We start from the raw sequence: 25,719 nt of genomic DNA on the forward strand, positions 1-25,719 counted from the left end.
CCGCGCCAATCCGTACCGATACCGAAAGGTCTGAAGTGACAGACCTCGTGACCGCTGCCGTGTGGAACATCGACGGTGACGGCGGCCGCAACGGCGAACGCCGGCATCTCGCACTCGACGTCCTCACCGAGTACGAGCCGGACATCTTCCTCCAACAGGAGGCCAAGTTCAGCCGCGAGCGGGGCAGCGAACTCCTGCACGCCACGGAGAAGCGGCTGAGCCTGCGAGGCTTCCTCTCCGCGCCCAACCCGTACGCGGACGCCGACGTCGCGACCGCTGTCTACCTCCGCCCCACGATGTTCGACGTCGTCGAAGCACGCCCCCGCGCCAAGCCGTGGTGGCTGCACCCCTGCCACGTGGTCGCGCGGCTCGGCACATGTCCGGTGCCACTCAACCTCGTCTCCCTCCACATGTGCTGCTTCGACGCCAACCAGCGTTTAACGGAGGCGTGTTGGACGGCCATGCACGCAGGAGCAGTCACTCTCGCCGCCGGGGATACCAACAGCTACCCGCGCAATCCCGAACGCCTCGCCCTGCCCGACTGGGCCACGGTGACCGATCGAGCACACATGGTCCACCGGACCTACCTCGACGCCGACGGACACCGCCGCAGCGACACCCGCCCCGACGCCGCCCTGACCGACGCCGGCTACCTCGACCTCGCCCGCTATGCCGCCGACCATCTCGGCCAGCCCGAGGCCCTCAACGCCACCGCTGGACAGTGCAAGCCCGACCAAGGCGGTCCCCAGCGCATTGACCGCGCCTACGGGACAGGCGGCCTCGCCTCCGCTCTGCACAGCGTCGAAGTCGTCGACAACGACGACACCAGAGAAGCCTCCGACCACTCCCTGCTGATCCTGCGTTTCTACCGGGTGCGCCTCGAGCGCGTGCTGACACTGCCTCTGGCCGCTGCACACACTGCGGAGGCCCTCCGATGACCCTGCCGGCCTGGCGCCAGGCCAATCTCGTGTTCCCGGAATGGGAGAACGCCGAGACCATCGCTGTGTCCCGACTCGCCCCCATGCTGCGCGTGGGCGAGGACGAAGGCGCCCTGGCCCGGTGGTTCATCATCCGCAAGCACCCGTGCTGGCGGGTGCGCTACCTGCCCGCCGCCGGAGGAGCGGAGCACATAGCCCAGGGTTTCGACACGCTGGTTGCCGAGGGAGCCATCACTGCGTGGACAGAGATCGTCTACGAACCCGAAGAGCATGCATTCGGTGGCACCAAAGCCATGGCCAGCGCGCACCGCCTCTTCCACCAGGACAGCCGCAGTCTGCTCGAACACCTTCAGCGCAAGGGCGGCCCGCACCGGCGCGAGACGTCCCTGATGCTGTGCAGCATCCTGATGCGTTCCGCCGGGCTGGACTGGTACGAACAAGGCGACGTCTGGGCCCGCGTCGGCGCCCACCGCGAGACGCCCCCAGGTGCCACACCGGAGAGCCGCGAGCAACTCCAAGCTGCCGTACACCGGTTGATCTCCGTGAACGGGGACGAGTTGATGCGTACAGGTGGGCCGCTGGCCCACCTCGCGGACTGGGCCCGCGCCTATCGCGACGCCGGGCGGGATCTGGCCCACCTCATGGAGCTGGGGTTGCTTCACCGCGGGCTGCGCGCCGTGCTCGCCCATCACACGCTTTTTGCCTGGAACCGCATCGGCCTGCCCTACGCCACCCAGGCCGCCCTTGCCGCCGCCGCGAAAACCGTTGTCTTCGGCCCGGACCCCACCACGGAAAGGAGCGTCGCGGACCGTGTGGATACTCCCTGACGCCCTGGCCCGGCGCTTCCCCCTCATCGCTCGCCCCCGCCCGGCCTGCCTCCCCCTGCCCCAGCGTGTTCGTGCGCTCGCCGAACTCGCCGACAGCGCGGCAAAGACGGGCGACCCGAGCATGGCCTCCACGGTCTACAACCAGGCCGCGCTGATCGCCTCCGACACCGGTGTGCCGGACATGGCCCAGACGCTGTGCCACCAGCACGCAGCCGCCTACCTAGACGCCGCTCCCTTGCCCGGCAAGGCCGCGATCCGAGCCCTAGAACCCATCATCAACCTTGCCCGCCTCGCCATCCGCGCCGGGCAACACGACGACGGCCGCCGTACGCTCCTCCAGCTGTTCGATGCGGTCAGCACCAACGCCCCTACCACCTTGTTCGAGGACGTGGCCGTGCCATCCGGCCTCACCTCAACAGCCCGAGACCGCCAAGAGGTCCGAGCCTGGCTATGGCGAGTTCTACTCGCTGACGGAACGCGCGCCCTGACCACTGCCGGCCGCTGGACTGAAGCACTCGCCCACGTCGAAGCACACCACGGAGTCGGACAGCGCATGCTCGACGGCCGCCAGGTCGCCGTCCTCGCCGCTCTCACCGCCGGAGACACCGTCCGCGCCAACAGCCTCCTGGCCGACACGAAGCCTGGCGAACCTTGGGAAGTCGCCGTGACCGACTGCCTGAGCATCGTGTGCCACCGAACGGCAGGACTGCCTTGGCAACACACCCTGCAGAACCTGGTGACCAAGCACCTCGGGGCTCTAGACGGGGACGACCTGACCGTGTTCAACACGCGGCTCGGGCTCGCCACGCTGGACCTGTTCACCTTGCCCGAAGGGCCTGAAGCACGCCTCGCGGTCGAGGAGTTGCACCGAAGGGCGATCAAGACCTCCGACGGCTATGCCGCGCGAGAGATCCTGGCACACCCCCAGTGTGCCGCCCTCGCCACGGATCGAGAGGCACAGGACTGCCGAACTCTCCTCACCGCCTGCGCACTCGGAGCAGGAACCATCCCCGATGAGCTGCGTGACCAACTGGACCATGCGGTGCGTACCAGCGATCACACAATCCGGGAAAGCGTTGCCCTCCAAGATCATCCTTGCCCAATTGGGTAAGGATGATCTTGGTTTGTCGAGTCCCTTGGTGTCATCGCGAGCCGATCACCGCCCGAAACCTCATGCGTCACAGGTGCCACAGCCATCGGCGATTCGGTCATATCTGCACCGGCCATGGGCCGCCCCGGTATGGCGGTCACAGGTTCACCCCTTGCGGTTCAAGGGCCCCTGCACGTCCGAAAGCGAGCGCGTTCGAATCCCGCGGCATGTCGTTATGCCGTGCATGCCGAGCCACCAGGTGCGGCACGGCCCCCAAGGAGGGATACAGGTGACTGTGACTGACGCCTCGACTGCAAACGAGGAGACGCCGCCCCCTCCACCCCCGGCCAGCATCACCTTCGAGGGCAAGTACGGGAAGAACCCGCTGGCAGATGCCAGTTTCGGAGCAATGTGCCGACGCCTTCCCTCCGTGCTCGGGCACACCGCGCGGATGGCGTGGGCCGTCGACAGGACCGGCGTCGTACTGCTCCTGGTCTGCCAGTTGCTCACCGGCATCGCGGCCGGTGTCGTCCTCGCCTTCACCGCCCAGGCGATGACCCACCTCCTCGCCACCGGGACGGTTTCCGGACGTCTGCACGCCGCATTGCCGGCCCTGGTTGTGGTGACGACAGCTGCGGGCATTGGCCGCATCAGTGGAGCCCTGTCCTCGTACGCGGACGGGCGGATCACACCTCTGCTGATGACCGAGGCGGACGTTGCCCTCGTCGCCGCCGTGTGCCGCGTGGAGTCAGCCGCGTACGGCGAGGACGGATTCGCCGACCGGCAGGAGGCGGCCGAAGTCGGCGTCACCCGGACCCGGATGATGGTGCAGGATGCCCAGCGGTTCCTGTCCGCCCTGATCCGCATGATCGCCGCGAGCGGGGTCATCACCGCGCTGCACCCACTGATGTTGCCCTTGCTCCTGCTGGCCGTGCTCCCGGCCGGCGCCGGGGCGGTGCTGTCCGCACGCGTCGACTACGAGACCCACTACCTCAACGTCGGCGACCGCAACGTGCGCTCGATGATGCGCTGGTGGGCCACGTACTCCCGCTACGGCGACGAGGTCCGCGCCAACGGCATGACCGATTACCTCATCTACTGGTATCGCGCGCTGTCCGACCGGATCGACCAGCGCACCCTGACCGCAGCCCCACGGATGCTCCGCATCGTCCTGGCCACCAGCGCGCTGGGCGGGATCTTCCAGCTGGGCACCTGGGCCACGCTCGCCTGGCTGGCCACCACCGGCCGGGTCGCCTTGCCGGTCGCGGCCACCGCCCTGGTCGCTGTCCAGACCACACTGGCCTCGCTCGCCCAGTTCGTCATCCACGGCGCCGCGATGTTCCACACCTCCCTCTACCTGGCCGACATGAGGTCCTTCCTGGACATGGCCACCGAACGCGCCCCCAAGCGCGGGGAATTGACCATCCCGGATCGTGTGGACGAGATCCGCCTCGACGAGGTCGTGTACCAGTACCCCGGCAAGGAGGAACCAGCCGTCGCGGGGGTCTCACTCACGCTCCGCCGCGGCGAGATCCTGGCCATCGTCGGCGAGAACGGCTCGGGCAAGTCAACCCTGGCCAAGCTCCTCACCGGCATTCTCCTCGCCGACAAGGGCCGCGTCCTGTGGGACAGCATCGACCTTGCCCAGGCCACCCCCGACTCCGTGTGGAAACGCACCGCGCTCGTCCCCCAGGGGTTCGCGTGCTGGCCCCTACGCGCCCGCGAGAACATCACCCTCGGCCAGCCCAAGACGTACGACGACGGGCCGGTGTGGGACGTCGTCGATGCCATCGGCATGCGCGAGGCGATCGAGAAGCTGCCCCACCAGCTCGACACCCTCCTCGCCAAGGAGCTGTTCGGCGGCGCCGAACTGTCCGGAGGGCAGTGGCAGCGACTCGTGTGCGGCCGCGCGCTCTACCGGCAGACCCCGCTCCTGATCCTGGATGAACCGACCTCACAGATGGATGCCCGCGGTGAGCACGCCATCTTCTTGGAGATCAAACGGATCGCCGCCGAGCGCATGACGATCGTCGTCACACACCAACTCGAGAACACACGGCTCGCCGACCGCATCCTGGTCATGGACAAAGGACGGGTGATCGAACAAGGCGGGTACGAGGACTTGGTGCATGCCGACGGCCTGTTCGCTGAGCTCGTCTCCCTGGCCAAGGATCGGTGATCCGAACGTCCCGATTCGCACTGCCCCAGTCGACACCACGAGTTCAACCTCAGTAATTCCGACGCCCACCCCGTCGGCGCCCCGCCAGCGACCGGCGGCGGCGCCGGCCCTATCTGCCGCAGCAGCCGCGCCTTGCTCATCTTGATAGCCACGTGCCTGAGGCCCCGAAGGTTTGCCCCACGCTTACCTCTGCAGGTGTTCACGACAGTAGATGAAGGAGCTTTCACGGGTAGGTAGGGTGATCGTGTGGACAGTGTCTTGCCCTCGCGGCCTGGCACCGGGCCGGGGGACGGGGGTGAGGGCGAGTTGCGAATTTCTGCAGGGCGGGCAATGAAGCGCGCCGAATCGGTCGGGGGCCGCCTCATAGATTTGACGCGACGCGAGCCGCGGGGCCGGGATCAGGTGTGCCCGTGGGACCTAGTGATGACCATTGGTCAGGAACCTATAGACCGAGCAGCGGCGGCCTGGGTTATCGCGGATGAGATCATGCTCGCCCGGGCCGATCTGGACACGCTCGCCTTTGAGTTGTGGCGTGAGGCTGCCATAACAGGCGTGAAGCTTGTCGACAAGGACCGAGAGTACATCCTGAACGTCGCGGCTCCGGTATTCGAAGCCAACGACATCACTGGCGTCACCGGTTACATAGGTGAGTGGCTCTGGTACCTGCTGACACGGGACCTCACCCTGGAGCCCGGACGACGCGTGGAGATCCTTGATCCGCCTTCTTCGACGGTGACTGACAGCGGTCCGGACGGGCTGATCATCCACCGCGTAGAGGATGGCGCGATGGGCTTCGTCTTCAGGTTGTGGGAGATGAAGAAATTCACCGGCACCGCTGCCAAGCCGAGCGACACCATCCGCGGCGCCTGGCAGCAGCTGAACAACAACGGAGCGAAATACCTGAGCCAGATGTCTTGGGGCGGCCGGTGCCTTGCTCCGGACACCCAGGCGTTCGTCAGCTCGCTGACGCGGCAGTGGGTGTACGCGCAAGAGTCGAGCAGCGGTGGTGTCAGCCTGGCGCTGAATGCCACGGACGTCCCCGAGACGGCGTTCGAGCGGTCTCACATGCATTTCACGACCCACGCCCATAGCGGGGCACTGCAAGGCATGGTGGTAGCGGTCGACGATCTTGAAAACTTCGCCAAGGACGTGAGGGAGTACGTGTGGAGCGCACTCTAGATCCAGCTGTGCTCGCGTCGGCGCTTGGTGACTACCGGCCAGGTGGTGTGCTCCCCAGCGCGCAGGATCTTCTGGCGACGATGACCGAGATGGAGGTCGCCGCGTTCCGCGACGAGCGCGGGATCACGGACGAGGTGCTCGGTACGGCGTGGTATCTGCATGGGCTGGCGGCGCTCGATCCGGAGGTTCCTGGATTCGACGCAGGGCGCATCCGGCAGGCCTTCGCGGTCAGCGCGCACCTGCTGGACCTCGCGCTGGGTGACGACCGGCGGTCCCCTGCCGACAGACTTCAGATTGCTTTCGCCGCTCAGGCGGGCTACCGGCGGAGCGAGCAGGACCCGAACGCCACCGCGGTCTACCGTCAGGTGCGGGGCCTTGTGGACTACAGCGGCGCGCTCCGCTCTCATATCGGCACCCTGGCGGTGGGGGCCGGGGTGGTCTTCCTCGGCTTCGACCGGCCGACATTGGGTCGAACGCTGCGCGTTTGGCGGCGGCAGTTCAGGGAGCTACGGCAGGTGATGCGCCGCGAGTCTCTGGCGGGCACCATGTACGGCCCGGCCGAGGCGGTCGTAGACGCAGTCTTCCGCCTGTACCAGTTTCTGACCTTTGGGGAGGAGCAGAACCTTACGGCGGCACAGCGCCTGCTCGAGGACGTGATGCACGAGCGGGCAGGGCACGGTGACCGGCTGGCAAGGTGGGTGGCTGCGCATCTCCTTGACCTGTGTCCGGAAATGGAGGCCAGCAGCCTGTACTCGCTGCTGCCTCCGGGGACGCCCCCGGCGGTTGCCCGGAGTTTCGCGCTGTCCCAACCGCCGGTGATGACCTTGTGGCCTCCGCAGCGCCAGCTGCTGAGGTTGGAGCGAGGGAACCCGGTCGACCCTTCGACGCCGCGCAGTCTGATCAGTGTGCCGACCAGCGCGGGCAAGACGCTGATGGCTCAGCTAGTGATCTGCTCGCATCTGGCGCAGCGATCTGGGCGCGTGCTGTACGTGTCGCCGATGCGCAGCCTCGGGCGGGAGATGCGCTCGGCCCTGCGGGGCCGACTGCGCATGCTGGAGCGGCGTTTGGCGGCGGAGCAGCCGGACTTCCCGTTGTCCTCCGAGCGGGAGTCGGAGGGCAGCGATGTGGAGATCGTGACGCCGGAGCGGCTCATGCACATGATCCGCAGTGACCCGGAGGCTGCGCTGGACGGCGTCGGGCTGATCGTGGTGGATGAAGCGCACCATCTCGCGCAGGGGCGGCGGGGCTTCATCCTGGAGAGTCTGCTTGGGCTCCTGCGGGCGAGTACGAGCAACGTCCGGCTGGTGCTGCTGTCGGCGGCGGTCGGCAACCGGGGCGACATCGCCTCGTGGCTCGATCCGGAGCGTCCAGCGAGCGAGGTGTATTTCACCGACACCTGGCGAGGCCCTCGTCGGTTGCACGGGCTTCTCTACCCGCAGCTGATCTCCGATGAGGCCGAGCTGGAGCCTCGGTCGCCGTCAGCCAATCAACTTTCCCGATGGCGTGCCACTGTGCCGGTCGAAGTCCGCCTGGATGTCCGGCCGACTGCCACGTCCACGATCGCACGGCTGACCACCGGTGAGGTGGGCAAGCGGCGGTTCGCCTCCGCTTACCGGAACGAGTGGAACTCCAAGACCCGCCTGTCCGGAGGCATCGCGGACTACAAGGTCTTCGCGGCCGGCGCCGCGTCGCTCACCTCGGCCGGCAGCGTCCTGATGGTCGTCGGCACCAAGAAGGAGGCCCGCAACACCGCACTCGCCATCGCCGAACATCTCGGAGACCGCCCCGCGGCCGCCGCGCTCTCCGAGTACCTGGCAGACACCCTCGGGCCTGAGCACCCGCTGGTCCGCTGCACCCGTCGCGGCGTCGCCTACCACCACGGCGACCTCCCCGACGACGTTCTCCAAGCCGTCGAAAACGCCCTGCGGAACGACCAACTCGTAGCGATCGCCAGCACAAGCACCCTCACCGACGGGGTGAACCTGCCGGTGCGTACGGTCATCGTGCACAGCAAGGTCCAGGGGGATCATCTTGTCTACGAGAACCAGCGCAGCCTGAGTCCGGCCGAACTCGTCAACGCAGTCGGCCGCGCGGGGCGTGCCGGACGGGAAAGCGAGGGATGGATCCTCCTGACCCGCCCCTATCCACCCAAGCCAGCCGAATTCGATACCCTCAATCCTGATACGGAGCAGCTCAAGGTCGTTTCCGCGTTGCTGACCAACGAGGCCCTGACCGCCCTCGCCGACGCCGAGGACAAGATGCGTGAGCAGGCCGACGGTGTCTTCGCCCTAGCGGACAGCATCGCTGCGGACTTCGCTGCCTTTGTGTGGCTGGTCCTGCAGACCCAGGCCACGACGCCCGTCCTGGACGGGGACCGTCTCGACGCCGTCCGGTCGCTTTTCGCGATGGACCAGGCCGACGACGAGCGGGTTACCAACCGTTGGCTCGGCCTCGCAGGACGGGTGGCAGAGGTGCATGAAGCCACTGAAAGGGACCTTGCTGGCCGCTGGTCCAGCACCGGCACCAGCCTCGGGTCAGCGCGCGACCTGGACCAGCTCGCCCAGTACCTGGCCCGCCAACTTGCCCAGCAGACAGCTGACGACGACAACCCGGCCGAGCAGGTGTGGTTCGTCCAACCGCAACCAGAGGAGTGGACGCTGGAGCGAACCCTTGCCTTTCTCGCCGAACAGCAAATCTTCGAGCGCCTCCTGGAACTGCCAGAGGTCGCTGGTACCTGGCGCTTCACCACCCAAGAGGTTAAGGGCACAGCGGTGGACGTCCCGCTCGCCACCGCGATTCAGGACTGGATCTCCGGCAGCGGCATCCCCGGCCTGGCTCGCTCATGGCTGCCCGATGTGCCCGCCGAATGGGCACTCGAGCAAGCAGTGCGCAACATCAGCAGCGGCTTCGAGCACGCCTTCAGCTGGGTCACCGGCGCCCTGATCAATCTTGTCAACAACAGCCCCCTGCTGTCCCCCACCACGCCGCGGCTGAACGCCTACACTGCCTGGCACATCCGGCACGGCGTCGACACCGAGCAGGCCCTTTCACTGCTCACCTCCGGCATCACCTCCCGCCGCCTGGCCCACCTCGCCGGTCGAGAGGCCGCCGCCCACTTGCGTCGGCCAGCGGACCTACGCCGCTGGCTCGCAGAGCTGCACATCGACGGGTGGACGAATCACTACCAGGCGAACGAATACGAGATCGAAGACCTCCTCGACTACGTCCGTTCACCCTCGAACCTGGTCAACAAGCTGCTCGACGACCGCACCGTGATCACCCCCCTGGTCCGTCTAACGCCCAGCGCATCTGACGGGCCGGTCGCGATCGCTCCACCAAGCGCAACGAACCCTCTGATCCGTGTCGGTCGCAACAAGCGGCGCCTGGGCACCGTGCCGGCCGACAGACACCTCGATGTCCTCGCGATGCTCGACAGCGGCCTCGACCTTGCCCACCATCTCCGGGACGGCAGACTTCTCACCACCCGGCGCAGTCACTAGATCGCTGTGGCAGGCGAGTTGTCCGGTGACACTAGACCTTGACCGTTTGCCACTGAAGTTTGACCGCGTGGGACTCGGCGGCTTGGAGGGGAGATCGCCGAGATAAGCACAAAGGGGCCACGGGACACCTTGAAGCCTTGAGTGCCCGGTTCAATTCGACGGCGGGCGGCGGGGTCGCGTTCGGCGACGTGCCCGGCGACCGCGGCGACACTGGAGGGACGGGCCTACAGCTTGCCGCCGGAATGCGACGGCAACGGGCAGCACGGAGCGCCAACGTACACTGCACCGGTGTGGCGATACCTGACACTTGCCCGAACTGCGGCGAGACCGACGGCTCCTGCATCACGCTCACGCCGCTGCTCGATCGGCCCGAAGCTGTCGTCGGGTGTTTCGCTGATCTCTGGTTCGACGTCCGCAACCGTGAACCGTACGCAAGCGGCGAGGAGTGGCTTGCAGCTCTTGACAATTTCGCGTCCACGGCGGCCAGCGAGCCTGTGAAGGCAACCGAGACCCTGCGGACGCTGGAACTGCGGGAGACGGAGCAAACCATGGCCATGCCCTATGGGCTCATGGAGTACACCGGCTGTGGGGACGATGCCCTCGACATCCACGAGTACCTCGGGCCTGTCGCCATCTGCCCAGACTGCATGCAACCCCTCGGTAAGCACATTTTCGCTGCCGGAGCGGCCTACTGCTGGCAGCACTTCTCCCAGCAGTACCGGCTCATCGACTGCCCGCACCTCGACGACTCTCCCCGTGACGCTGACGTACTCAAGGCGGAGATGAGCAGCCAAGCATGGGCGACCATCAAGGACCGGTTCCCCCTGGTGCCCATCCCATACGAGGACGACGAGGAGTAGGCATCATTGCCCCTTGACCCGTATCGCGGCGATACCCCAAGGAACGGCAGGCCAGCAGCATCCGCACGACCAGCCGGCTCGGTCCGTCGTAATCGAGCACCGGTCAAACTTCAGTGGAAAACGGTCAAGGTTCAGTGTCACCGGACACGAGACAGGAGGAGTCTGGGCTTTCGGCAGGCGCGACTACGCTCGAACATATGAGCACTCTCACTGAAGGATTGACCCTCGGGGCCGTCAGCGCCCTGATCGAACGCAAGATCCTCACCGACATCGTACGTATCAGCAGAGCGGGCGAGCCGGTCTTCAACCCGGACACAGGCCAGTACGAGCCCGGCCCGCCCGTCATCATCTACGAAGGGCACGGCGGGGTCTTCCCGAATGGAGATCCCGGGATCGTGCTGCACCTGGAAGGTCAGGCGTACGTCGACGACTCCGCGTCGAAGTACAAGCTGATCACGCCTCTGGACGCCCCGGTGGCTTCGCGCGAGGACATGGTGAGCGTCGTCAACGCCGCCGACCCGGCAGCGATCGGCCGTACGTGGCGCGTCCTCGATGTCGGGCAGACCTCCACTCTGGCCGTGGTCCGCACGACGTTCCTGGACCAGAACACGCAGTCCAGCACTTCAGGCGCCATTTCGTGAGCACGCCGATCGACACCGAGGCGGAGCGGGAGAAGCTGGAGTCGACGTTGCTGGTGGACACGGTACGGATCACCCGCCCAACGGGAACTCCCCAACTCGACCCCTCGACCGGACTCTTGGGGTCAGTGCCGGCGGAGTCGGTCTACGAGGGACCGGGGGCTGTCTTGTCCGGCCATGGCCAGGTCACCGCGCAGCACGTTCTCGGGCGGGAATGGCTGGACGACACGGTCAGCTGGTATCGGCTCCTCACGCCGATTTCGGCCCCCGTTCCCGTGCGGTACGACCGCGTGGAGGTCGTGGCCGCAGCTGGCGAGCACGCGGCGACAGCGAATCGGGTGTGGCAGGTCCTCGATCCGTCGGAGGCGTCCACGGTCGAGATCGTTCGGGTGACCCGTCTTGACGAGATCACCCCTCCATAGACGGCTGGCGAGCTGGGCTGTCACCAGATACCCGTAACCTCAGATAGATGCCAACACATCAGAATTCAAAATCTATCTTTTCCGAGGGTGAGCCCCTGCCGGTGCGCGTCACCGGGCAGGGGCATACCGCCGTCGTGGAGATCGGCGGTCACGACGTCTCCCGGGACCTCGCTGCCTATTCACTGGCTCACCGCGCGGGCGACGTACCGCAGATGGTCATCGAACTCTCCCCGAGATCCACGGCGACCGGTGTGTTCGAGGGCCTGGCGCACGTCGTCATCGGCGACCCGCCGGAACCTGGCCCGGCAGCGGCTGCCTTCCTCTCCGCGATCAGTCCCGCCGAGCTGGAGAAGGCTGCGCTCGACCGTCACGACCTGATGGACGGCCGCCCGCACGAGCTGACCCGCGCCATGCTCGCCCTGTTGCGGGAATGGGCCCTTGGCCAGTGGGGCGAGCCGGAACCGGAAGACGGGCAGTGAGCCAGTGGCGTCCTCGCTGAATCCGCACCCCAACGCCCACCCTCTGGCGGGCGCCTACTCCAATGCGTTCCAGATCGCCGCGCAGCTCGACGCCAGGGCTGCGCGCACTCTGCCCGAGGTCACGGCCACCGTCCAGCACTACGCGATGCTGCTGGAGACCAGGATCAAGGCCAAGGCCAGCGGCAGGCCGGGCCCCAACGCGCCCACGGGCGACTACAGGCGCTCCTGGACGCACGAGGTGTCCACGGACGGGTTCTCCGTCACGGCGGTTGTCGGCACGAACAAGCCCCAGGCGCGACGCCTGGAGTATGGCTTCGTTGGCGCCGACAGCCTGGGGCGCGTCTACAACCAGCCGCCCTACCCGCATGTCGGGCCAGCCGTCGAGGAGATCCGGCCGCTGTTCATCGCCGCGCTCGGCGACACGATCGACGACGACTCGTGAGTGACCGCCATGCCGCCGGGCGGCAGACCACCGCCCCCGAAGGAGAAGAGGAGGAGTAGTGCCCGTTTCCGGCAGAGAAGTGTCCCTCGCGATCCAGAAGACACTGGCCACAACAACCGCCCGAAGCTGCGGATACGGGACCGCCCCCACGGCATCAAGTACGCCCACCGGCGCCACGATCCCCTACAGCGTCCTCTACCCGCTGGGCGTGACTACCAGCGGCCCGCCCTACGGTGACGGCGACGCTGACGCCCGTGTGCTCGTCCAGGTCACCTCGGTCGCCTCAACCGCCGAACAGGTCGAGTGGATGGCGGACAAGGTCCGCACCGCGCTCCTCGCGCGCTTGAGCGGGACCTACGTCAACACCATCACCATCACCGGCTACATCGTGATCGACCGAGAACTGGACAAGGAGGAAGGGATGTCTGTCAGCGGTGGCGTATACAGTTATGTGCAGCGGTACGTCCTCACCGTGACCACTCTCGGGTCCTGACGTTCCAGCTACCTCACCGCGGAGGCATCTCGCGGACGCCCGGCCACCCGGCACGGGCCGATTCCCCCTTCATGGGGACCGGCCCGGCGTGTGCGCGCTCCGGAACACCGGTTCCCGGAGAGCGAGAATCAGTGTCACAGCAGCGGTTCACCCGTCGCGGCACCACGAAGTTCTTCTTCCTGAAAGACATCGTCTCCAAGGAACTGATCCCGGTCCGTCCGGAGCTCGGCGGCACCAACGGGACCGACCTGTCCCCGGCCATCAGCGACATCGAGGGCTTCGCCGTCGAGAACACCCCCATCGACACACCGGACTTGGCCACCGAGTTCACCGGCAACATCCCCGGTGAGGACAAGGCCGACAACTCCAGCCTCACCTTCTACGAGGACAAGGTCGACAACGCCCTGGAGACGCTCCTCGCCAAGGGGACCGAGGGCTACGTGGTCATCCTCCGCAAGGGCGACATCCCGGCGTCGCAGTCCATGGACATCTTCCCGGTGCGCGTCGGCTCCCGGTCGAGCACGTACACGACCGCCTCCGAACCTGCGAAGTTCAAGGTCAGCTTCAACGTGACCGGCAAGCCCGTCCAGGACGTAGCCGTCCCGGCCGCGGCCTGATCGGCGGAGGTGCTGCATGACTACGACCTTCGTTGAACCGCCGGCCGATGCCGTCGCCCGCGATCCGCACTGGGCGGCCAAGATGGCCCGTCTTCGGGCCCGTCGACTTCCCGAGCGCGCGGTGTCCTTCCTCGACGACCAGGACCTGAAGCAGAGCGTGACCGATGCGGCGCTCGACATGGCCAAGGCCCGCACCAGCGCCGTTGGACGGGCCTCCGACCTGGAGATGCCAGCCGACCAGCGTGAGAACTGGGCACTCGCACAGCCGGACGTGCTGGCTGCCCAGGCCGCGTTGAACGAGGCCCGGCGGGCCCTGGCGGCCGGGACTCTCACGCTCACCTTCCGGGCTCTGCCGCGACCCGCCTGGGAGCAACTGCTTCGCGAGCACGCTCCCACGGAGGAACAGGCGGATCTCGGCCACGAGTACAACGTCGAGACCTTCCCCGCCGCACTCATCTCGGCCTCCTCGGTGGACGGCATGAACGAGGCGGAGGCACAGGAACTCCTCGACAGCTGGAGCGACGCGGACGCCAAGGCCCTGTTCACGGCCGCGCTGCTGGTCAACCAGACCATGAGGGCCGACCTGGGAAAAGGCTGATCGCCGACGCCCAGTTCAGGGCCGAGATGGAGCTGTGCCACGCCTACGGACTCCCGCACTCGCAGTTCACGGGTGCGGGGGACGGCCGGTGGACGGCTTTGGATCGGGCGAAGGCGATGGCCTACCTCGCGTACCAGCGCAGCGTCTGCGAGACCTGCGGGACCCGGTCGGCGGAGTGGGACGAGAGCCAGGGCGGCGACCGCTTCGCGTACGTGGCCGAGCCCTACCGCTGCGTGGGCTGCGAGGTCATCGAGATGGAGCGCGAACACATTCCTGATGGACCAGATGCGCGGGGGCTCAAGATCGGGCTGAAGCCCAGAGAGGCATCCTGACGTGGCTGGTGCCTACACCTTGTACGTCAACCTGCTCGCGTCAACCGGCGGGCTGTCCACCGGTCTACGGCAGGGCGCCACTCAACTCCGAGCATTTGACGGCCAGTTGGATGGAACGGCCACACGGCTGAACCAGGTACGCGTGGCCAGCGACAACCTGGCCCGCGCTCAAGCTGCCGCGTCGGCGCAGATGGTTCGTTCCCAGGCGCAGGTGGCTCAAGCTGTGCAGCGGACCACTGTGCTCCAGGAACGCGCCGGTCGTGCGCAGGCTGTGGCGGCAACAGCGGCTCGCCGCGCGGCAGCGGAACAGGCTGCCGTAGCGGCGACGGGAGAGCGAGCCGCACGCGCGCAGGCCCTGGCACAGACGATGAACGCGCGCGCCCAGGCCACAGCTGGCGCCGGTGCGGCAGCCGCCACGCGTACCGCCGCTGCGGCCCAGACGGCTGCCGCCCGTTCCGCCCAGGAGCACACCGAAGCCCAGCGGCGGGCGGCAGCGGCCCAGGCTACGGCGACGCGCGCCACCGGACTCGCCGCGTCGGCCCAAGCTCGTGCCGTGTCCGCAGTGCGGATGCGGGACGAGGCACAGACCACCGCCGCGCGCAATACGCAGCGGCAGGCACAACAAGTCGCACGGGCCGAGTCCCAGTTGGCCGCCGCACGGAACGCCCAGGCTGCCCGGACTGCCAAGAACGGCCTGCTCATCGGTGCCGCACTCGGCGTCGGCGTCGCTCAGGCGATCTCGCTGGAGCGGGCGATGGCCAACGTCCTGACGATCTCCCAGCAGATCACGTCCGAGAACGTCGGAGCCTTCACCGATCAGATCGTCGAACTGTCCACCCGCCTGCCGCAGACCGCCGACCAGCTCGGCGACGGCCTGTATCAGATCGTCTCGTCCGGCTTCGACGGCGCGGACGCCATGGAGATCCTCGAAGTCGCGGCTCAGGGTGCGGCAGCGGGCCTGACCACGTCGGAGACCTCGGCCCGCGCCCTTCTCGGAGTGCTGAACGCGTACGGATTGTCGGCGTCCGACGCCAGCGACGTCATGGACGTGATGTTCCAGACCGTCAACTACGGCGTCATCTCCTTCGAGGAACTCGCGCAGCAACTCGGCGACGTCGTACCGATGGCTGCCGCCGCCGGCGTCGAGTTCGACGACATGAGCGCCGCGCTTGCCGCAATCACCCTCACTGGTATCCCCGCGGCCGAAGCCGTGACCGCCCTGAACATGCTCCTCACCCGCGTTATGAAGCCGACGCAGGATCTCAAGCAGGCCGTCAAGGACCTGGGCTACGAGTCGGCCGCCTCCGCCGTCGAACAAGACGGCCTGTACGTGGTCGTGAACAAGCTCAACGGGGCGGCGGGCAACACCGCCGAGGGCATCGCGAACATGTGGAAGGACATCCGCGCCACCCGGGCAGCCCTTGCCTTGGCCTCCGCCGGGGGACAGAACTACGCCAACACCTACTCGGGCATCGCCAACGAAGTGGCACGCGCCGAAGCCACGCAGAAGGCGTACGCCCTCCAGACCGACACCGTCACCGGCCAGTGGCAGCTGGCCTCCAACCAGGCCCGCGCTCTCGCCATCGATGTTGGCCGAGCCCTGCTGCCGGTATTGAAGACCGTCGGGTCCGCCGTCCACACCTTCGTCGGCACCATCGAGGACCTCCCCGGACCGATGAAGTCCGTCCTCACGATGGTCGCCGCGTCCGTTGCGGGACTGCTCCTGCTCCGAGCTGCCTACACGAAGGTCACCGTACAGGTCGCCGCGTTCCGTACCGCCCTGGCCGCCACCCAGGCCGGAGGTGCTGTGATGCCCGCCGTGCTGGCCGGCAGCAGCCTCGCGGTCACCGGCCTCGCCGCCGTCCTCACCCTCGGCATCGCCGGATACGCCGCTTACACCGCCTCCAAGCAGAAGGCGAAGGACGCCACCAACGAGCTCGTCCAAGCCTTGCAACAGGAACGCGAGCAGGCGACGACCGGCCCGAGCATCAACAAGCTGTACGACCAGCTCACCGCCGACGGCGCCCTGAAGGATCTTGAGAAGGTCGGCATCGGCACGACAGAGGCCATCGACGCCATCACCTCCGGCGGGGCGAAGCTCGCCGTCCTCCAGAACCGCCTTCAGCAGGACTCTTACGAGTACGCCGGCAAGGCCAAAGCCGGTGAGGTGCCCGGCGACTACGAGAGCATCACCAAGTACTCCGAGGCGGAGAAGACCCTCGACGAGCGCCACAAGATGTGGTCCGAGGCGGTCAAGAAGGAAGCGGAGATCGCCGAGCAGAAGGCGATCGTCGAGGCGAAGATCAAGCAGCAGGCCAAGTCGAGCGGCGGCATCTTCGACCTGTTCTCCCTCGCGAACATCGACCGCACCGGTGCGCCCGAGATCACCGACGAGATGAAGGCACTGGCTGAGGCCGTCGGCGACGCCGTCGACCCGTCGCGAGCCTTCAGGGACGCACAGGCCGCCGCGGCCGAGGCGATGCGCAAAGCCGGAAAGGACGCCGACACCGCCAAGGTGAAGCTGTCCGACTACATGAAGGAGCTGCACAAGCAGCTTCAGGCACAACGCGACTTCCAGGGAAACCTGTCCGAACTCGCGGTGTTCGGCTACGACGACCTGGCCGACCACTTCGCGGAACTTGGCGTGGACGCCGCGCCGATGCTCAACGAACTCGTCGGGCAGCTGAAGAAGGGCAAGACGAAGGTCGCCGACGAGCTGCGCGACATCGTGACCGAGGACGCGGAACGGTCCACAGAGGCGTACCGGCTCGGCTTGCAGAAGACCGCCGAGATCACCGAGAAGTACGGCCAGGAGATCGGCCGAGCCTGGGCCAAGGCATCGGAGCGTAACGACCCGGCCGCCTTCCAGAAGGTCACCGAGCAGATGGCCATGGTCGACCTGCGGAAGGCCGTGAAGAAGTCCGTCGGCGACGCGCGCAGCGAGTTCGACCGTGGCATGGGTCTCCTCGCAGAGGTCGCCAAGAGGAAGGGAAAGGACGCCGCCGCAGCCTTCCAGGACGCTCTTCTGTCAGGCGACACCGAGCGAGCCATGGACTCCCTGAAGAGCATCTGGGGAGCGGACGTACCGATCGGGGCCCCCGAACTCTCGGAGGTCGTGGCCGCGTTCTCCAAGGCCGGAAAGGACGCGAACGCCGAATGGTCCGGGGCGCTGGACCTTATCCGACAGGTCGCCGCCACCAAGGGCACCGAGGCCGCAACGGCGCTGACGTCAGCCTTGCTGTCCGGCGATATGGCCGCAGTCAAGGTGCAGCTCGACGCCATCGGGTTGTCGGTCCAGAACATCCCCGGCACCAAGTCGGTCACCGTCAACGTGTCCACGAACCAGCCGCCGCCCGTCGTCGTCCCGCTCCTGATCAAACGGCAGGCCACATCTTGGGACCGCGATGCCAACGGTGTCCCCGACTCCATCCAGGCGCCGAGCAAGCAAGCCAACGGCTCCGTTGTCGAGTTCTACGCCACCGGAGGTGTCCGCGAGAACCACGTGGCGCAGATCGCGCGGCAGGGAACATGGCGGGTATGGGCCGAAGAAGCCGCAGGCCCCGAGGCGTACATTCCGCTCGCCCACAACAAGCGAACCCGGTCACGGGCGATCACCGAGGAGGTCGTCCGGCGTCTCGGTGGGAAGAGCGTCGACTGGTACGCCGACGGAGGGCTGACCGGCTGGTCCTACAATTCCTCCGGCTCGACAGAGCTGGTCTCGATCTCGTCGATCCGCTCGGACTCCATGCGGACGGTGAAGAAGGGCGGCAAGGAGACCGAGGTCTTCGACCTGAAGCTCTTCGAGAAGAACCTCGACAAGGCGGTGAAGCGCGCTCGGCGGTGGCGCAAGGACCTCGCCACCGTCGCTCGCCGCGCTGGCCAGGATGTCGCCGACGCCTTGGAGGACATGGGTGAGGACGGCGTGGAGCTCACCCACAAGATGGCCACCGGCAGCTCCAAGTACGTCACGGAGATGACCAAGGACCTAGAGAAGCTGGGCGTGGTCGCGCGGGCCACGCTGTCCGACTACACCGCCCAGCTCAAGCAGGCGATCAAGGACCAGGCCGCGTTCGAGAAGAACCTTTCCAAGCTCGCGGCCATGGGCTACGGCGACCTGGCGACGATGCTCGCCGAGCAGGGCGACGAGGACGCGGAGGACATCGCCGCCGAAGCCGCCAAATCCCCGAGCAAGGCCAAGAAGGCCAACACCCAGGCCAAGGCCGCCTCGAAGGCCATCCCCGACGACGACCTCCCGGACCTCGTGGCGATCATCTCCGCCATCACCTCCAACCAGACCGGCATCCACGACGTCTCCGAGAAGACAGAACTCGACGAGGACCGAATCATCGAGATCGCCACGCTCGGCCGGACCCGTATCAAGGACGCGCGGGGAAAGAAGGCCACGCGCTTTCTGTCCGACCTGGACAAGGCCAACAAGCAGCTCGCGTACGAGGACGGCGGTATCCGCGCCGGTCTGTATTCCACCAACAACGGGATCATCCGCTTCGCCGAGCCCTCCACTGGAGGGGAGGCGTACCTACCGCTCGGGGTCAACAAGCGGAGATCGGCGACGACCGTCCTGGCGGACGTGGCGAACAGGTTCGGGTACCGGCTCACCCCGGCGGGCGACAACGGACTCGTACGACTCGTCGACGCCCGGCCCGCTCCCGTACAAGTCGTCGTCGTCCGCGAGGAGCGGCCCGCCGCGCTCGTCGGATCCATGCCCGTGACCGTCAACGGCGCTGCCGACGCCAAGGCTGCCGGCCAGGTCGGTACGGAGATCATGCGGCGGCTGCGCAACGCCCAGCGAGGAGGCCGTATCTGATGGCCACGATTACGCAGGACTACCAACTCGACTTCGCCGGAGTCCTCATGGGGCCCGGCACGGCGTACCCGGTCGGCGAGATCACCGGGCTGGGCACTCCCGATGTCCGCGCGCAGGACGTGGACCTCCCCACGGACGACGGCGCGTTCCCTGGCGTCGATCTCTACAGCCCTCGGACCGTGACCATAGAAGCAGGAATCCGCACGCCGGGCGACGCCCACGCTGCGGTTGACGCACTCGCGGCACTGCACGAGGCCGCAGCCGATCCGGCGACGAGGAAGACAGCAGGAGCACTCCAGACCCTTCGCCTGCGCTGGCCCGGCCGCGATGGCATCAAGCGGCTGTACGGGCGGGTGCGTCGGGTGGAAGCCGTGTCCATGGCGCAGGCCGTCTTCGGGTGGATTCCGGTGACGCTGGAGTTCGCGGCCACCGACCCGCGCTGGCACGGCGAGCCGGAACAGCAGTCCATCCTGCCGCTCGCCTACACGGGCAACAGCGGCTTCAAAGCCCCAGTGACAGCCCCCGTTACGACTGGCGTCGCTGACCCCGAAGAGCGCCGTGGATGGGTTGTCAACGCAGGGGACCTGCCTGCCTGGCCCTCGCTGACTGTCACCGGCCCGGTGGTGAATCCACGTATCTGGATCACGGAGACCGGGCGCGTCCTAGACCTTGGACTGACGCTCGGTGAGAGGGATGTCCTTCAGATCGACACGCGCCCTGGCACCCGATGGGTGCTGCGCAACGGCGGCAACGCTTCTTCTGCTCTGTCCGCCGCCTCCCGCCTGGACCTGTTCCAGATCCCGCCCGGCACCAGCGAAGTCCGCTGGACCGGCGCGGACTACACCAGCTCGACCCGCCTCACGGTGTCGTGGCGCGACGCCCACACCGCCTTGTAAGGAGAGCACCACCAGATGGCACTGATCCAGCCGCCCATGCTGACCCATGGCGGCACCCATCCCGCGCGAGCCTTCCGGATGATGATCCGCGACCTCGCCTCCGGGAACCAGGGCGTGACCGAGGGCAACGACCTCAAGGTTCGACAGTGGGCCACTCCCGGTGCCGGCGTCCGCGTCGGTGACGGCTCGGCCGTTGTGACAGGGGCCGCTTGGGGACAGGGCTCCTACACCCAGTACAACGTGGGTGACTCCCTTGTACCGATCGCTCCCACGGGATCCTCGGCCCGCTCGGACCTGGTCTGCCTGCGGGTGGAGGACCCGGAGTACGAAGGCAACCGGGAGCCGACCTCCGACGACGTCGGATACTTCCATGTCGTTTCCGGCGTCTCCGCCTCGGCGAAAACCGTTCCGTCCGGCATGACGGCGATCCCGCTGGCCAGGCTCGACCTCCCGGCGAACACGGCCACGATCACCAGCGCCATGATCACGGACCTGCGGCAGATCGCGAACCCCCGGCGCGACCGAAAGCTGTACACGGCTTACCCATCCGCCCTGAGCGAGTTGAAGTACCAGGACAACAAGTGGCACAGCTGGCCGACAGCGGCGAGCTGGCCGGTCCCGATTCCGGCCTGGGCTGTCGCGGCCAAGGTTGTCGTGACCATCGCCGGGCTGCGCATGGCCAGGGCCGACGTGTTCGCTTCCATGCAGACGAAATTCGGCTCCGACCTCGGCCAGAACACGGTCATCGACGACAACCAGGGTGCGGTCGTCCGCCGCCAAACAGTCGTCGTCGCCGACAACATCACGATCAGCGCGGCGCAGCGCGGCACCACCCAGAAGCTTTCATTGCAGACCTACATGTCCAAGGCAGAGACCGGCGACCTGTCGGTGGACGGCTCGACCTCGATCATCGCCGACGTCGAGTTCAGCGAAGGCGTCCTCTGACACCAACACCAACGCAAATCCATCCTGGCGCGGGGGAGAGCAAGGACGCGCCCGATGGCGTCGCCGTCATACCGCTACCTCACCACCGACGCACTCACCAACAAGGTCCTCGCCTGGGACCTGCCCTTGTCCGGCGTAGAGTTCGGCCCCGCGCTGTCTGCGACCGGCAGCCTTACCGGGGCCGTCGAACCGCGACTGGCCCACCTGGTCCGCTCCCAGCTCGACCCGGGCAATACCAAGCTCTACGCCGAGCGCGACGGGCGACTGCTGTGGGGCGGCCTGATCTGGAGAGCCGACCCTGAGGGCCAGCAGCTGAACATCGAGGCATCGGGCTGGGGTTCCTACCCCTACCGGCGCTACGACCTCCACGGCCAGCTGAACGCGCGCGGCCCCTACACCTACGCCGACCCGTGCAGGGTCATCCGAGACGTGTGGGCGTACTGCCAGGAGCAGCCGGACGGCCAGCTCGGCATCCAGGTCGACAACACCACATCCAAGGCCACCGTCGGCACTCCAGAGGACCCTTACCGGATCGACTGGTGGGATACGCCCTCACTCGGCGACGTCATCAGCGACATGGTCGCCGTCGAGGGCGGGCCCGAGTGGACCGAAGAAGCCACCTGGCACAACGGCACGCCGCAGGGCCGCGTCCGAATCGGCTGGCCGCGCCTCGGCCGCCGTCGCATGGACATCCACTTCGAGTCCGGCGTGAACGTCGTCAAGGCAGTCCCGGTCGAGTACGACGCCGACAACCTTGCTCAGGTCGTCATCGCGCTCGGCGCCGGCGAGGGCCGCAACCGGCGCCGCGCCGTCGACGCCGTACGGGACGGTCGGCTGCGCCTGGAGCACCTGCTCGAAGTGCCCGAGGAGAAGGCGAATGACCGGCTCGCCAGCCGGGCGCGAACGGAGCGCATCTCCCGGCAGGTAATCGGCGAGGTCACCGAGATCACCATCCGCGACCACCCTGCGGCCCGCTTCGGTTCCTGGCAGATCGGCGACGACGTACGGGCCCGCATCCACGACCAGTGGACCGAGTTCGACGCCTGGTCCCGCATCGTCGGCTGGCAGATCCAGCCCGCCTCTGGTGACACCCCCGAGCAGGCCGTCATCCAGCTCCAGCGCGCAGACCGCTTCACCTACGGGGGAGGCACCGCGTGAGCAGCGACATCGCCCGCCTGGCCGCCCGAGTCGCCGTCCTGGAACGGCAGTTGGCCCGCACCACCCGCACCGCCCGCATGGCGTACTCGTCCGTCGAGCACGGCGCGATCGAGGTCTATGACCAGGACGGCACCCTGCGCGGCAGCATGGGCTTCCAAGACGACGGCACCGTGGGTTTCGTCGCCCACAACGGGCCGCCGCCTCCCACCCCGACGCCGCCCGTGGTCGAGTCCGCGCTGTCCGGGCTCACCGTGACCTGGCCTGGAACGTGGACGGACGCCGAGACCGCCCCGCTCGATCTGGCCGAAGTCCAGGTCCACCTGACGGCGACCGCCGACGCCGAACCGGACACCAGCAGCCCGGTGGCCGCCTTCCACATGGCCGCCAGCGGAAGCATCACCCTCGCCGTCGACACCTACACCCCGCTCTGGGTGCGCCTGATCGCGGTCAACACCTCCGGCACGGCCGGACAGCCCTCGTCGGCTGCGCAGGGCCAGGCCCGCAAGGCCGTCCCCGACGACCTCGTCAACGCGATCATCGACGAAACCAAACTCGCCCGTAACGCGGTCACCGAGGCGGCGCTCGCCCTCGGGGCCGTCAACTCCACCGCGCTCGCGGACGGCGCGGTGCTTGCAGAGAAGCTCGCCGCCAACTCTGTGACGCTGGGCAAGGTCGCGAGCGGCGCGATCACCCTCAGCTCGCTCGGTGGCGCGCTCGCGGACGCCACCAGCCAGCGCCTCGTCGACACCATGGGCGAGGCCGCCGCCTGGCAGACCACCGACCAGGGAAGCGGCGCCACGTGGGCGCACCTCACCGGCGTACCGGACGCTCCCACCGGCCGGAACGTCGGCGAGGCCCGCGGCTTCGTCCGCCTCCGTGGCACGACCCTCGTCCCCTACGAGCCCGGTGTCCTATACCGGATCAGTGCCCGGATCAGGGCTACAGCCCAACTCGCCGTTGGCGCGGACGCGTTCTACGTCGGCGTACTCGGCGTGGGCGCAGACCAGACCACCCTGGTCAACCGCGCCGGGGCGAACGCCCCGAACAGCCACTACTACGTCGCGGCGTCGTACCGATCGCTGCCGACCACGGACGGCTGGGTCACAGTCGTCGGCTACCTCAAGGACCGCGCATCCGCAGGCTCCGCCGGTCCTAACAACGACCCGCGCTCGCCCGGCACCGTGCACGACGCCGTCCGCTTCATCACCCCCTACTTGTGGCTCAACTACGCCTCGATGGGCGTCTCCGGCTCCCCGGCCGTCATGCAGGTCGACGCCGTTGCCATCGAGGCGCTGAAGACCGGGATCGTCGACGCGACCAACCTCGTGAGCGGTTCGGTGACCGCCGCCGCGCTCGCAGCCGACTCGGTGATCGCCGGGAAGGTAGCGGCCGATGCGATCACGGGCCGTGAGATCGCCGCGAATTCGGTCACGGCGACCGAGATCGCGGCGGCCTCGATCTCCACGGACAAGCTGGTTGTCGCGGGCGGCACCAACGTGCTCGGCGACCCTTCGTTCGAGGGCGCCTACACCGCGGCGATCGCCACGAACGTATGGTCCGTCGTCTCCGGCGGCAACGGCTCTGCGAAGGCACTCCGCGTCGACGCCACGGCGACGGCCGCCACGACACGGTCCCTGAATCTCACGTCGATGCCGATCCTGAGCGGAGAGCAGCTCTACCTCGCCATCGACGCCAACGCGTCCACCGACTGGGCGGGAGGTGCGCTCAAGTTCTACGCCCGGTGGCAGGACGGCGCGGGCGCTACCGTCGGCTTCGGCGTCGCCCAGGTGGACGTCCCGGCCCGCGGCTCGTGGCAGCGCCTTGCCGCTACGGTCACTGCGCCGGCCAACACCACCGCGGCCACGGTCTGGGTCGAGACATACCAGTCGACCGCCGGGGCCGTGCTGTGGGACAACGCAGTCGTCCGACCGGTGGTCCCGGGTGTACAGATCGCCGACGGCGCCGTCACCGCGCCCAAGATCCTCGCGGGAGCGGTGACCGCCGAGAAGATCGCGGCCCTGGCTGTCACGGCTGAGAAGGTCGCGGCGTTGTCCATCACCACGGACAAGCTGAACGCGCTCTCCGTCACGGCGGACAAGATCGCGGCCAACGCCGTGACGGCAACGAAGATCTCGGCGGGCGCGATCGAAGCAACCCACATCAAGGCCGGGGCCATCACGGCGGACAAGCTCGACGCCGATGCCATCAACGGCAGGACGATCAACGGAGCCGTCCTCACCGGCAGCACCCTCCAAACTGCCGCGAACGGGCAGCGAGTTGTCATCAGCCCCGGAAACACCAATCCGGAGACCGGATCGATTGAGTTCTATTCCGGCAGCGCCGATGAGTCAGCACCGGCAGAACTCAATACCGCCATCGCGTACGCCTCGGATTCCTCCGCCACCTACGAAGTTCCGAGCGTTTCGCTCAGCGCCCCCAAGGTGACTGGTTCGATCCAGGAAACAGGGGTGTTCCTGCAAAGCCACGTGCCGGGCTATTCGGGAGGAGTCTTCAACCTCTACGCAAACGATCTGAGCGGGAACGGAGTTGCCTACATCAGCGGCTACGGCGCCGATACATCGGACGCCGGATCATCCATCGAACTGCACGTCCGCGATGCGCCGTCCGCATCCGCCCAGGCCACTGCCAAGCTCACATCCAGCGGATTCGCGATCGACCGAGACCTCAGCGTCTACGGCAAATCCCAGGGGCGCGGATTTGTCGCGCAGAAGACACTGACCGCGAACGTCACCTTCTCCAGCGCGGAGACGCCCCTCATCGCCACCGGCAGCATCACGTTCAAGGCCGGCCGCGCCTACCGCGTCTCCCTCTGGGCACTGCATAGTGCGGCCAGTGACAGCTACGCGCTATACCGAATCCGCAAGAACAGCGTGTCCGGAACGATTTACAAGGACCAGATACGGGTCAACAATCTGCAAGCCTCCACAGCGAACGCAGCCGTTTCCGTCCAGACCATCCTGACCAACACGACAGGCAGCGACGTCACGGCCGCACTGTGCTGGACCGGGGCTCAAGGAGGAGTCGCACAGACATGGACGCTCGCCGCCAGCAGCAGCAACGTCGCCTATCTGTTGGTAGAGGACTGCGGCTCGGCCGACGACTACATCGGCCAGGCGATCACCTGACTGGCTCGATCATGGCAACTCGGAGCTGTCCCGATCTCAAGTGGCGCCCACGATATCTTGAATCGGCCATAGCCGCGTGAATTCGGTGCTATGACCTCATGTCAAGAGGGGTGCAGGAAGAGGGCCTTGGCCAGATGCCAAGGCCCCTCCTGCTG

At 67.3% G+C, this 25,719-nt stretch carries 20 protein-coding genes; all 20 read left to right on the top strand.

What is annotated here, in order from left to right; translation table 11 throughout:
* The first annotated feature begins 35 nt into the window (after positions 1-35).
* Positions 36-938, top strand: coding sequence for an endonuclease/exonuclease/phosphatase family protein (locus PYR72_RS32455; RefSeq protein ID WP_275458571.1), 903 nt, complete (start codon positions 36-38; stop codon positions 936-938).
* Positions 935-1,765 carry a thiopeptide-type bacteriocin biosynthesis protein gene (locus PYR72_RS32460; RefSeq protein ID WP_275458572.1) on the top strand — a complete coding sequence of 277 codons (831 nt, stop codon included), beginning with the start codon at positions 935-937 and terminating at the stop codon, positions 1,763-1,765. The genes PYR72_RS32455 and PYR72_RS32460 overlap by 4 nt, the downstream gene beginning before the upstream one ends.
* Positions 1,749-2,876, top strand: a complete 1,128-nt coding sequence (locus PYR72_RS32465) for a hypothetical protein (protein ID WP_275458573.1) — start codon at positions 1,749-1,751, stop codon at positions 2,874-2,876. Before PYR72_RS32460 ends, PYR72_RS32465 begins: the two co-directional genes overlap by 17 nt.
* A 274-nt stretch (positions 2,877-3,150) precedes the next feature.
* Positions 3,151-5,034, top strand: a complete 1,884-nt coding sequence (locus tag PYR72_RS32470) for an ABC transporter ATP-binding protein (RefSeq protein WP_275460583.1) — start codon at positions 3,151-3,153, stop codon at positions 5,032-5,034.
* Between the two features lie 423 nt (positions 5,035-5,457).
* The gene (locus tag PYR72_RS32475) at positions 5,458-6,213 is read left to right on the top strand and encodes a hypothetical protein (RefSeq protein ID WP_275458574.1); all 756 of its coding nucleotides are present in this window, start codon (positions 5,458-5,460) and stop codon (positions 6,211-6,213) included.
* An 80-nt stretch (positions 6,214-6,293) separates the two neighbouring features.
* Entirely contained in the window at positions 6,294-9,713 is a 3,420-nt protein-coding gene (locus tag PYR72_RS32480) for a DEAD/DEAH box helicase (RefSeq protein WP_275458575.1), read from the top strand.
* 290 nt (positions 9,714-10,003) lie between these two features.
* Positions 10,004-10,573: a hypothetical protein gene (locus tag PYR72_RS32485; protein ID WP_275458576.1), complete on the top strand. Its 570-nt coding sequence runs from the start codon at positions 10,004-10,006 to the stop codon at positions 10,571-10,573.
* A 197-nt stretch (positions 10,574-10,770) separates the two neighbouring features.
* Positions 10,771-11,214: a DUF6093 family protein gene (locus tag PYR72_RS32490; RefSeq protein ID WP_275458577.1), complete on the top strand. Its 444-nt coding sequence runs from the start codon at positions 10,771-10,773 to the stop codon at positions 11,212-11,214.
* Positions 11,211-11,633, top strand: a complete 423-nt coding sequence (locus tag PYR72_RS32495) for a DUF6093 family protein (protein ID WP_275458578.1) — start codon at positions 11,211-11,213, stop codon at positions 11,631-11,633. Before PYR72_RS32490 ends, PYR72_RS32495 begins: the two co-directional genes overlap by 4 nt.
* Before the next feature lie 47 nt (positions 11,634-11,680).
* Entirely contained in the window at positions 11,681-12,112 is a 432-nt protein-coding gene (locus PYR72_RS32500) for a hypothetical protein (protein ID WP_275458579.1), read from the top strand.
* 4 nt (positions 12,113-12,116) lie between these two features.
* Positions 12,117-12,554, top strand: coding sequence for an HK97 gp10 family phage protein (locus PYR72_RS32505; RefSeq protein ID WP_275458580.1), 438 nt, complete (start codon positions 12,117-12,119; stop codon positions 12,552-12,554).
* 208 nt (positions 12,555-12,762) lie between these two features.
* Entirely contained in the window at positions 12,763-13,047 is a 285-nt protein-coding gene (locus PYR72_RS32510) for a hypothetical protein (RefSeq protein ID WP_275458581.1), read from the top strand.
* Between the two features lie 131 nt (positions 13,048-13,178).
* Positions 13,179-13,664: a hypothetical protein gene (locus tag PYR72_RS32515; RefSeq protein WP_275458582.1), complete on the top strand. Its 486-nt coding sequence runs from the start codon at positions 13,179-13,181 to the stop codon at positions 13,662-13,664.
* Positions 13,665-13,680: 16 nt separating this feature from the next.
* Complete coding sequence (locus PYR72_RS32520; protein ID WP_275458583.1) at positions 13,681-14,262, top strand: hypothetical protein; 582 nt, start codon at positions 13,681-13,683, stop codon at positions 14,260-14,262.
* A 98-nt stretch (positions 14,263-14,360) separates the two neighbouring features.
* A complete protein-coding gene (locus tag PYR72_RS32525) occupies positions 14,361-14,594 on the top strand; it encodes a hypothetical protein (protein WP_275458584.1) in 234 nt (77 codons plus the stop codon).
* A gap of 553 nt (positions 14,595-15,147) precedes the next feature.
* Positions 15,148-19,419, top strand: coding sequence for a phage tail tape measure protein (locus PYR72_RS32530; protein ID WP_275458585.1), 4,272 nt, complete (start codon positions 15,148-15,150; stop codon positions 19,417-19,419).
* Positions 19,419-20,315, top strand: a complete 897-nt coding sequence (locus PYR72_RS32535; RefSeq protein ID WP_275458586.1) for a phage tail domain-containing protein — start codon at positions 19,419-19,421, stop codon at positions 20,313-20,315. The genes PYR72_RS32530 and PYR72_RS32535 overlap by 1 nt, the downstream gene beginning before the upstream one ends.
* 15 nt (positions 20,316-20,330) lie before the next feature.
* Positions 20,331-21,260, top strand: coding sequence for a hypothetical protein (locus tag PYR72_RS32540; RefSeq protein WP_275458587.1), 930 nt, complete (start codon positions 20,331-20,333; stop codon positions 21,258-21,260).
* A gap of 54 nt (positions 21,261-21,314) precedes the next feature.
* A complete protein-coding gene (locus tag PYR72_RS32545) occupies positions 21,315-22,418 on the top strand; it encodes a hypothetical protein (RefSeq protein WP_275458588.1) in 1,104 nt (367 codons plus the stop codon).
* Positions 22,415-25,564 (top strand): hypothetical protein, encoded by a 3,150-nt coding sequence (locus PYR72_RS32550; RefSeq protein ID WP_275458589.1) that lies wholly within the window; start codon positions 22,415-22,417, stop codon positions 25,562-25,564. The genes PYR72_RS32545 and PYR72_RS32550 overlap by 4 nt, the downstream gene beginning before the upstream one ends.
* Positions 25,565-25,719 lie beyond the last annotated feature (155 nt).

It is taken from the genome of Streptomyces sp. VNUA24 (genome assembly GCF_029167005.1).
Lineage (GTDB): Bacteria > Actinomycetota > Actinomycetes > Streptomycetales > Streptomycetaceae > Streptomyces > Streptomyces scabiei.

What these genes read in the sequence shown, in the direction of transcription:
- PYR72_RS32540 (WP_275458587.1), top strand. Translation starts at nt 20,331, where the DNA reads ATGGCACTGATCCAGCCGCCCATGCTGACCCATGGCGGCACCCATCCC.
- PYR72_RS32490 (WP_275458577.1), top strand. Translation starts at nt 10,771, where the DNA reads ATGAGCACTCTCACTGAAGGATTGACCCTCGGGGCCGTCAGCGCCCTG.
- PYR72_RS32500 (WP_275458579.1), top strand. Translation starts at nt 11,681, where the DNA reads ATGCCAACACATCAGAATTCAAAATCTATCTTTTCCGAGGGTGAGCCC.
- PYR72_RS32475 (WP_275458574.1), top strand. Translation starts at nt 5,458, where the DNA reads ATGACCATTGGTCAGGAACCTATAGACCGAGCAGCGGCGGCCTGGGTT.
- PYR72_RS32460 (WP_275458572.1), top strand. Translation starts at nt 935, where the DNA reads ATGACCCTGCCGGCCTGGCGCCAGGCCAATCTCGTGTTCCCGGAATGG.
- PYR72_RS32535 (WP_275458586.1), top strand. Translation starts at nt 19,419, where the DNA reads ATGGCCACGATTACGCAGGACTACCAACTCGACTTCGCCGGAGTCCTC.
- PYR72_RS32480 (WP_275458575.1), top strand. Translation starts at nt 6,294, where the DNA reads ATGACCGAGATGGAGGTCGCCGCGTTCCGCGACGAGCGCGGGATCACG.
- PYR72_RS32545 (WP_275458588.1), top strand. Translation starts at nt 21,315, where the DNA reads ATGGCGTCGCCGTCATACCGCTACCTCACCACCGACGCACTCACCAAC.
- PYR72_RS32520 (WP_275458583.1), top strand. Translation starts at nt 13,681, where the DNA reads ATGACTACGACCTTCGTTGAACCGCCGGCCGATGCCGTCGCCCGCGAT.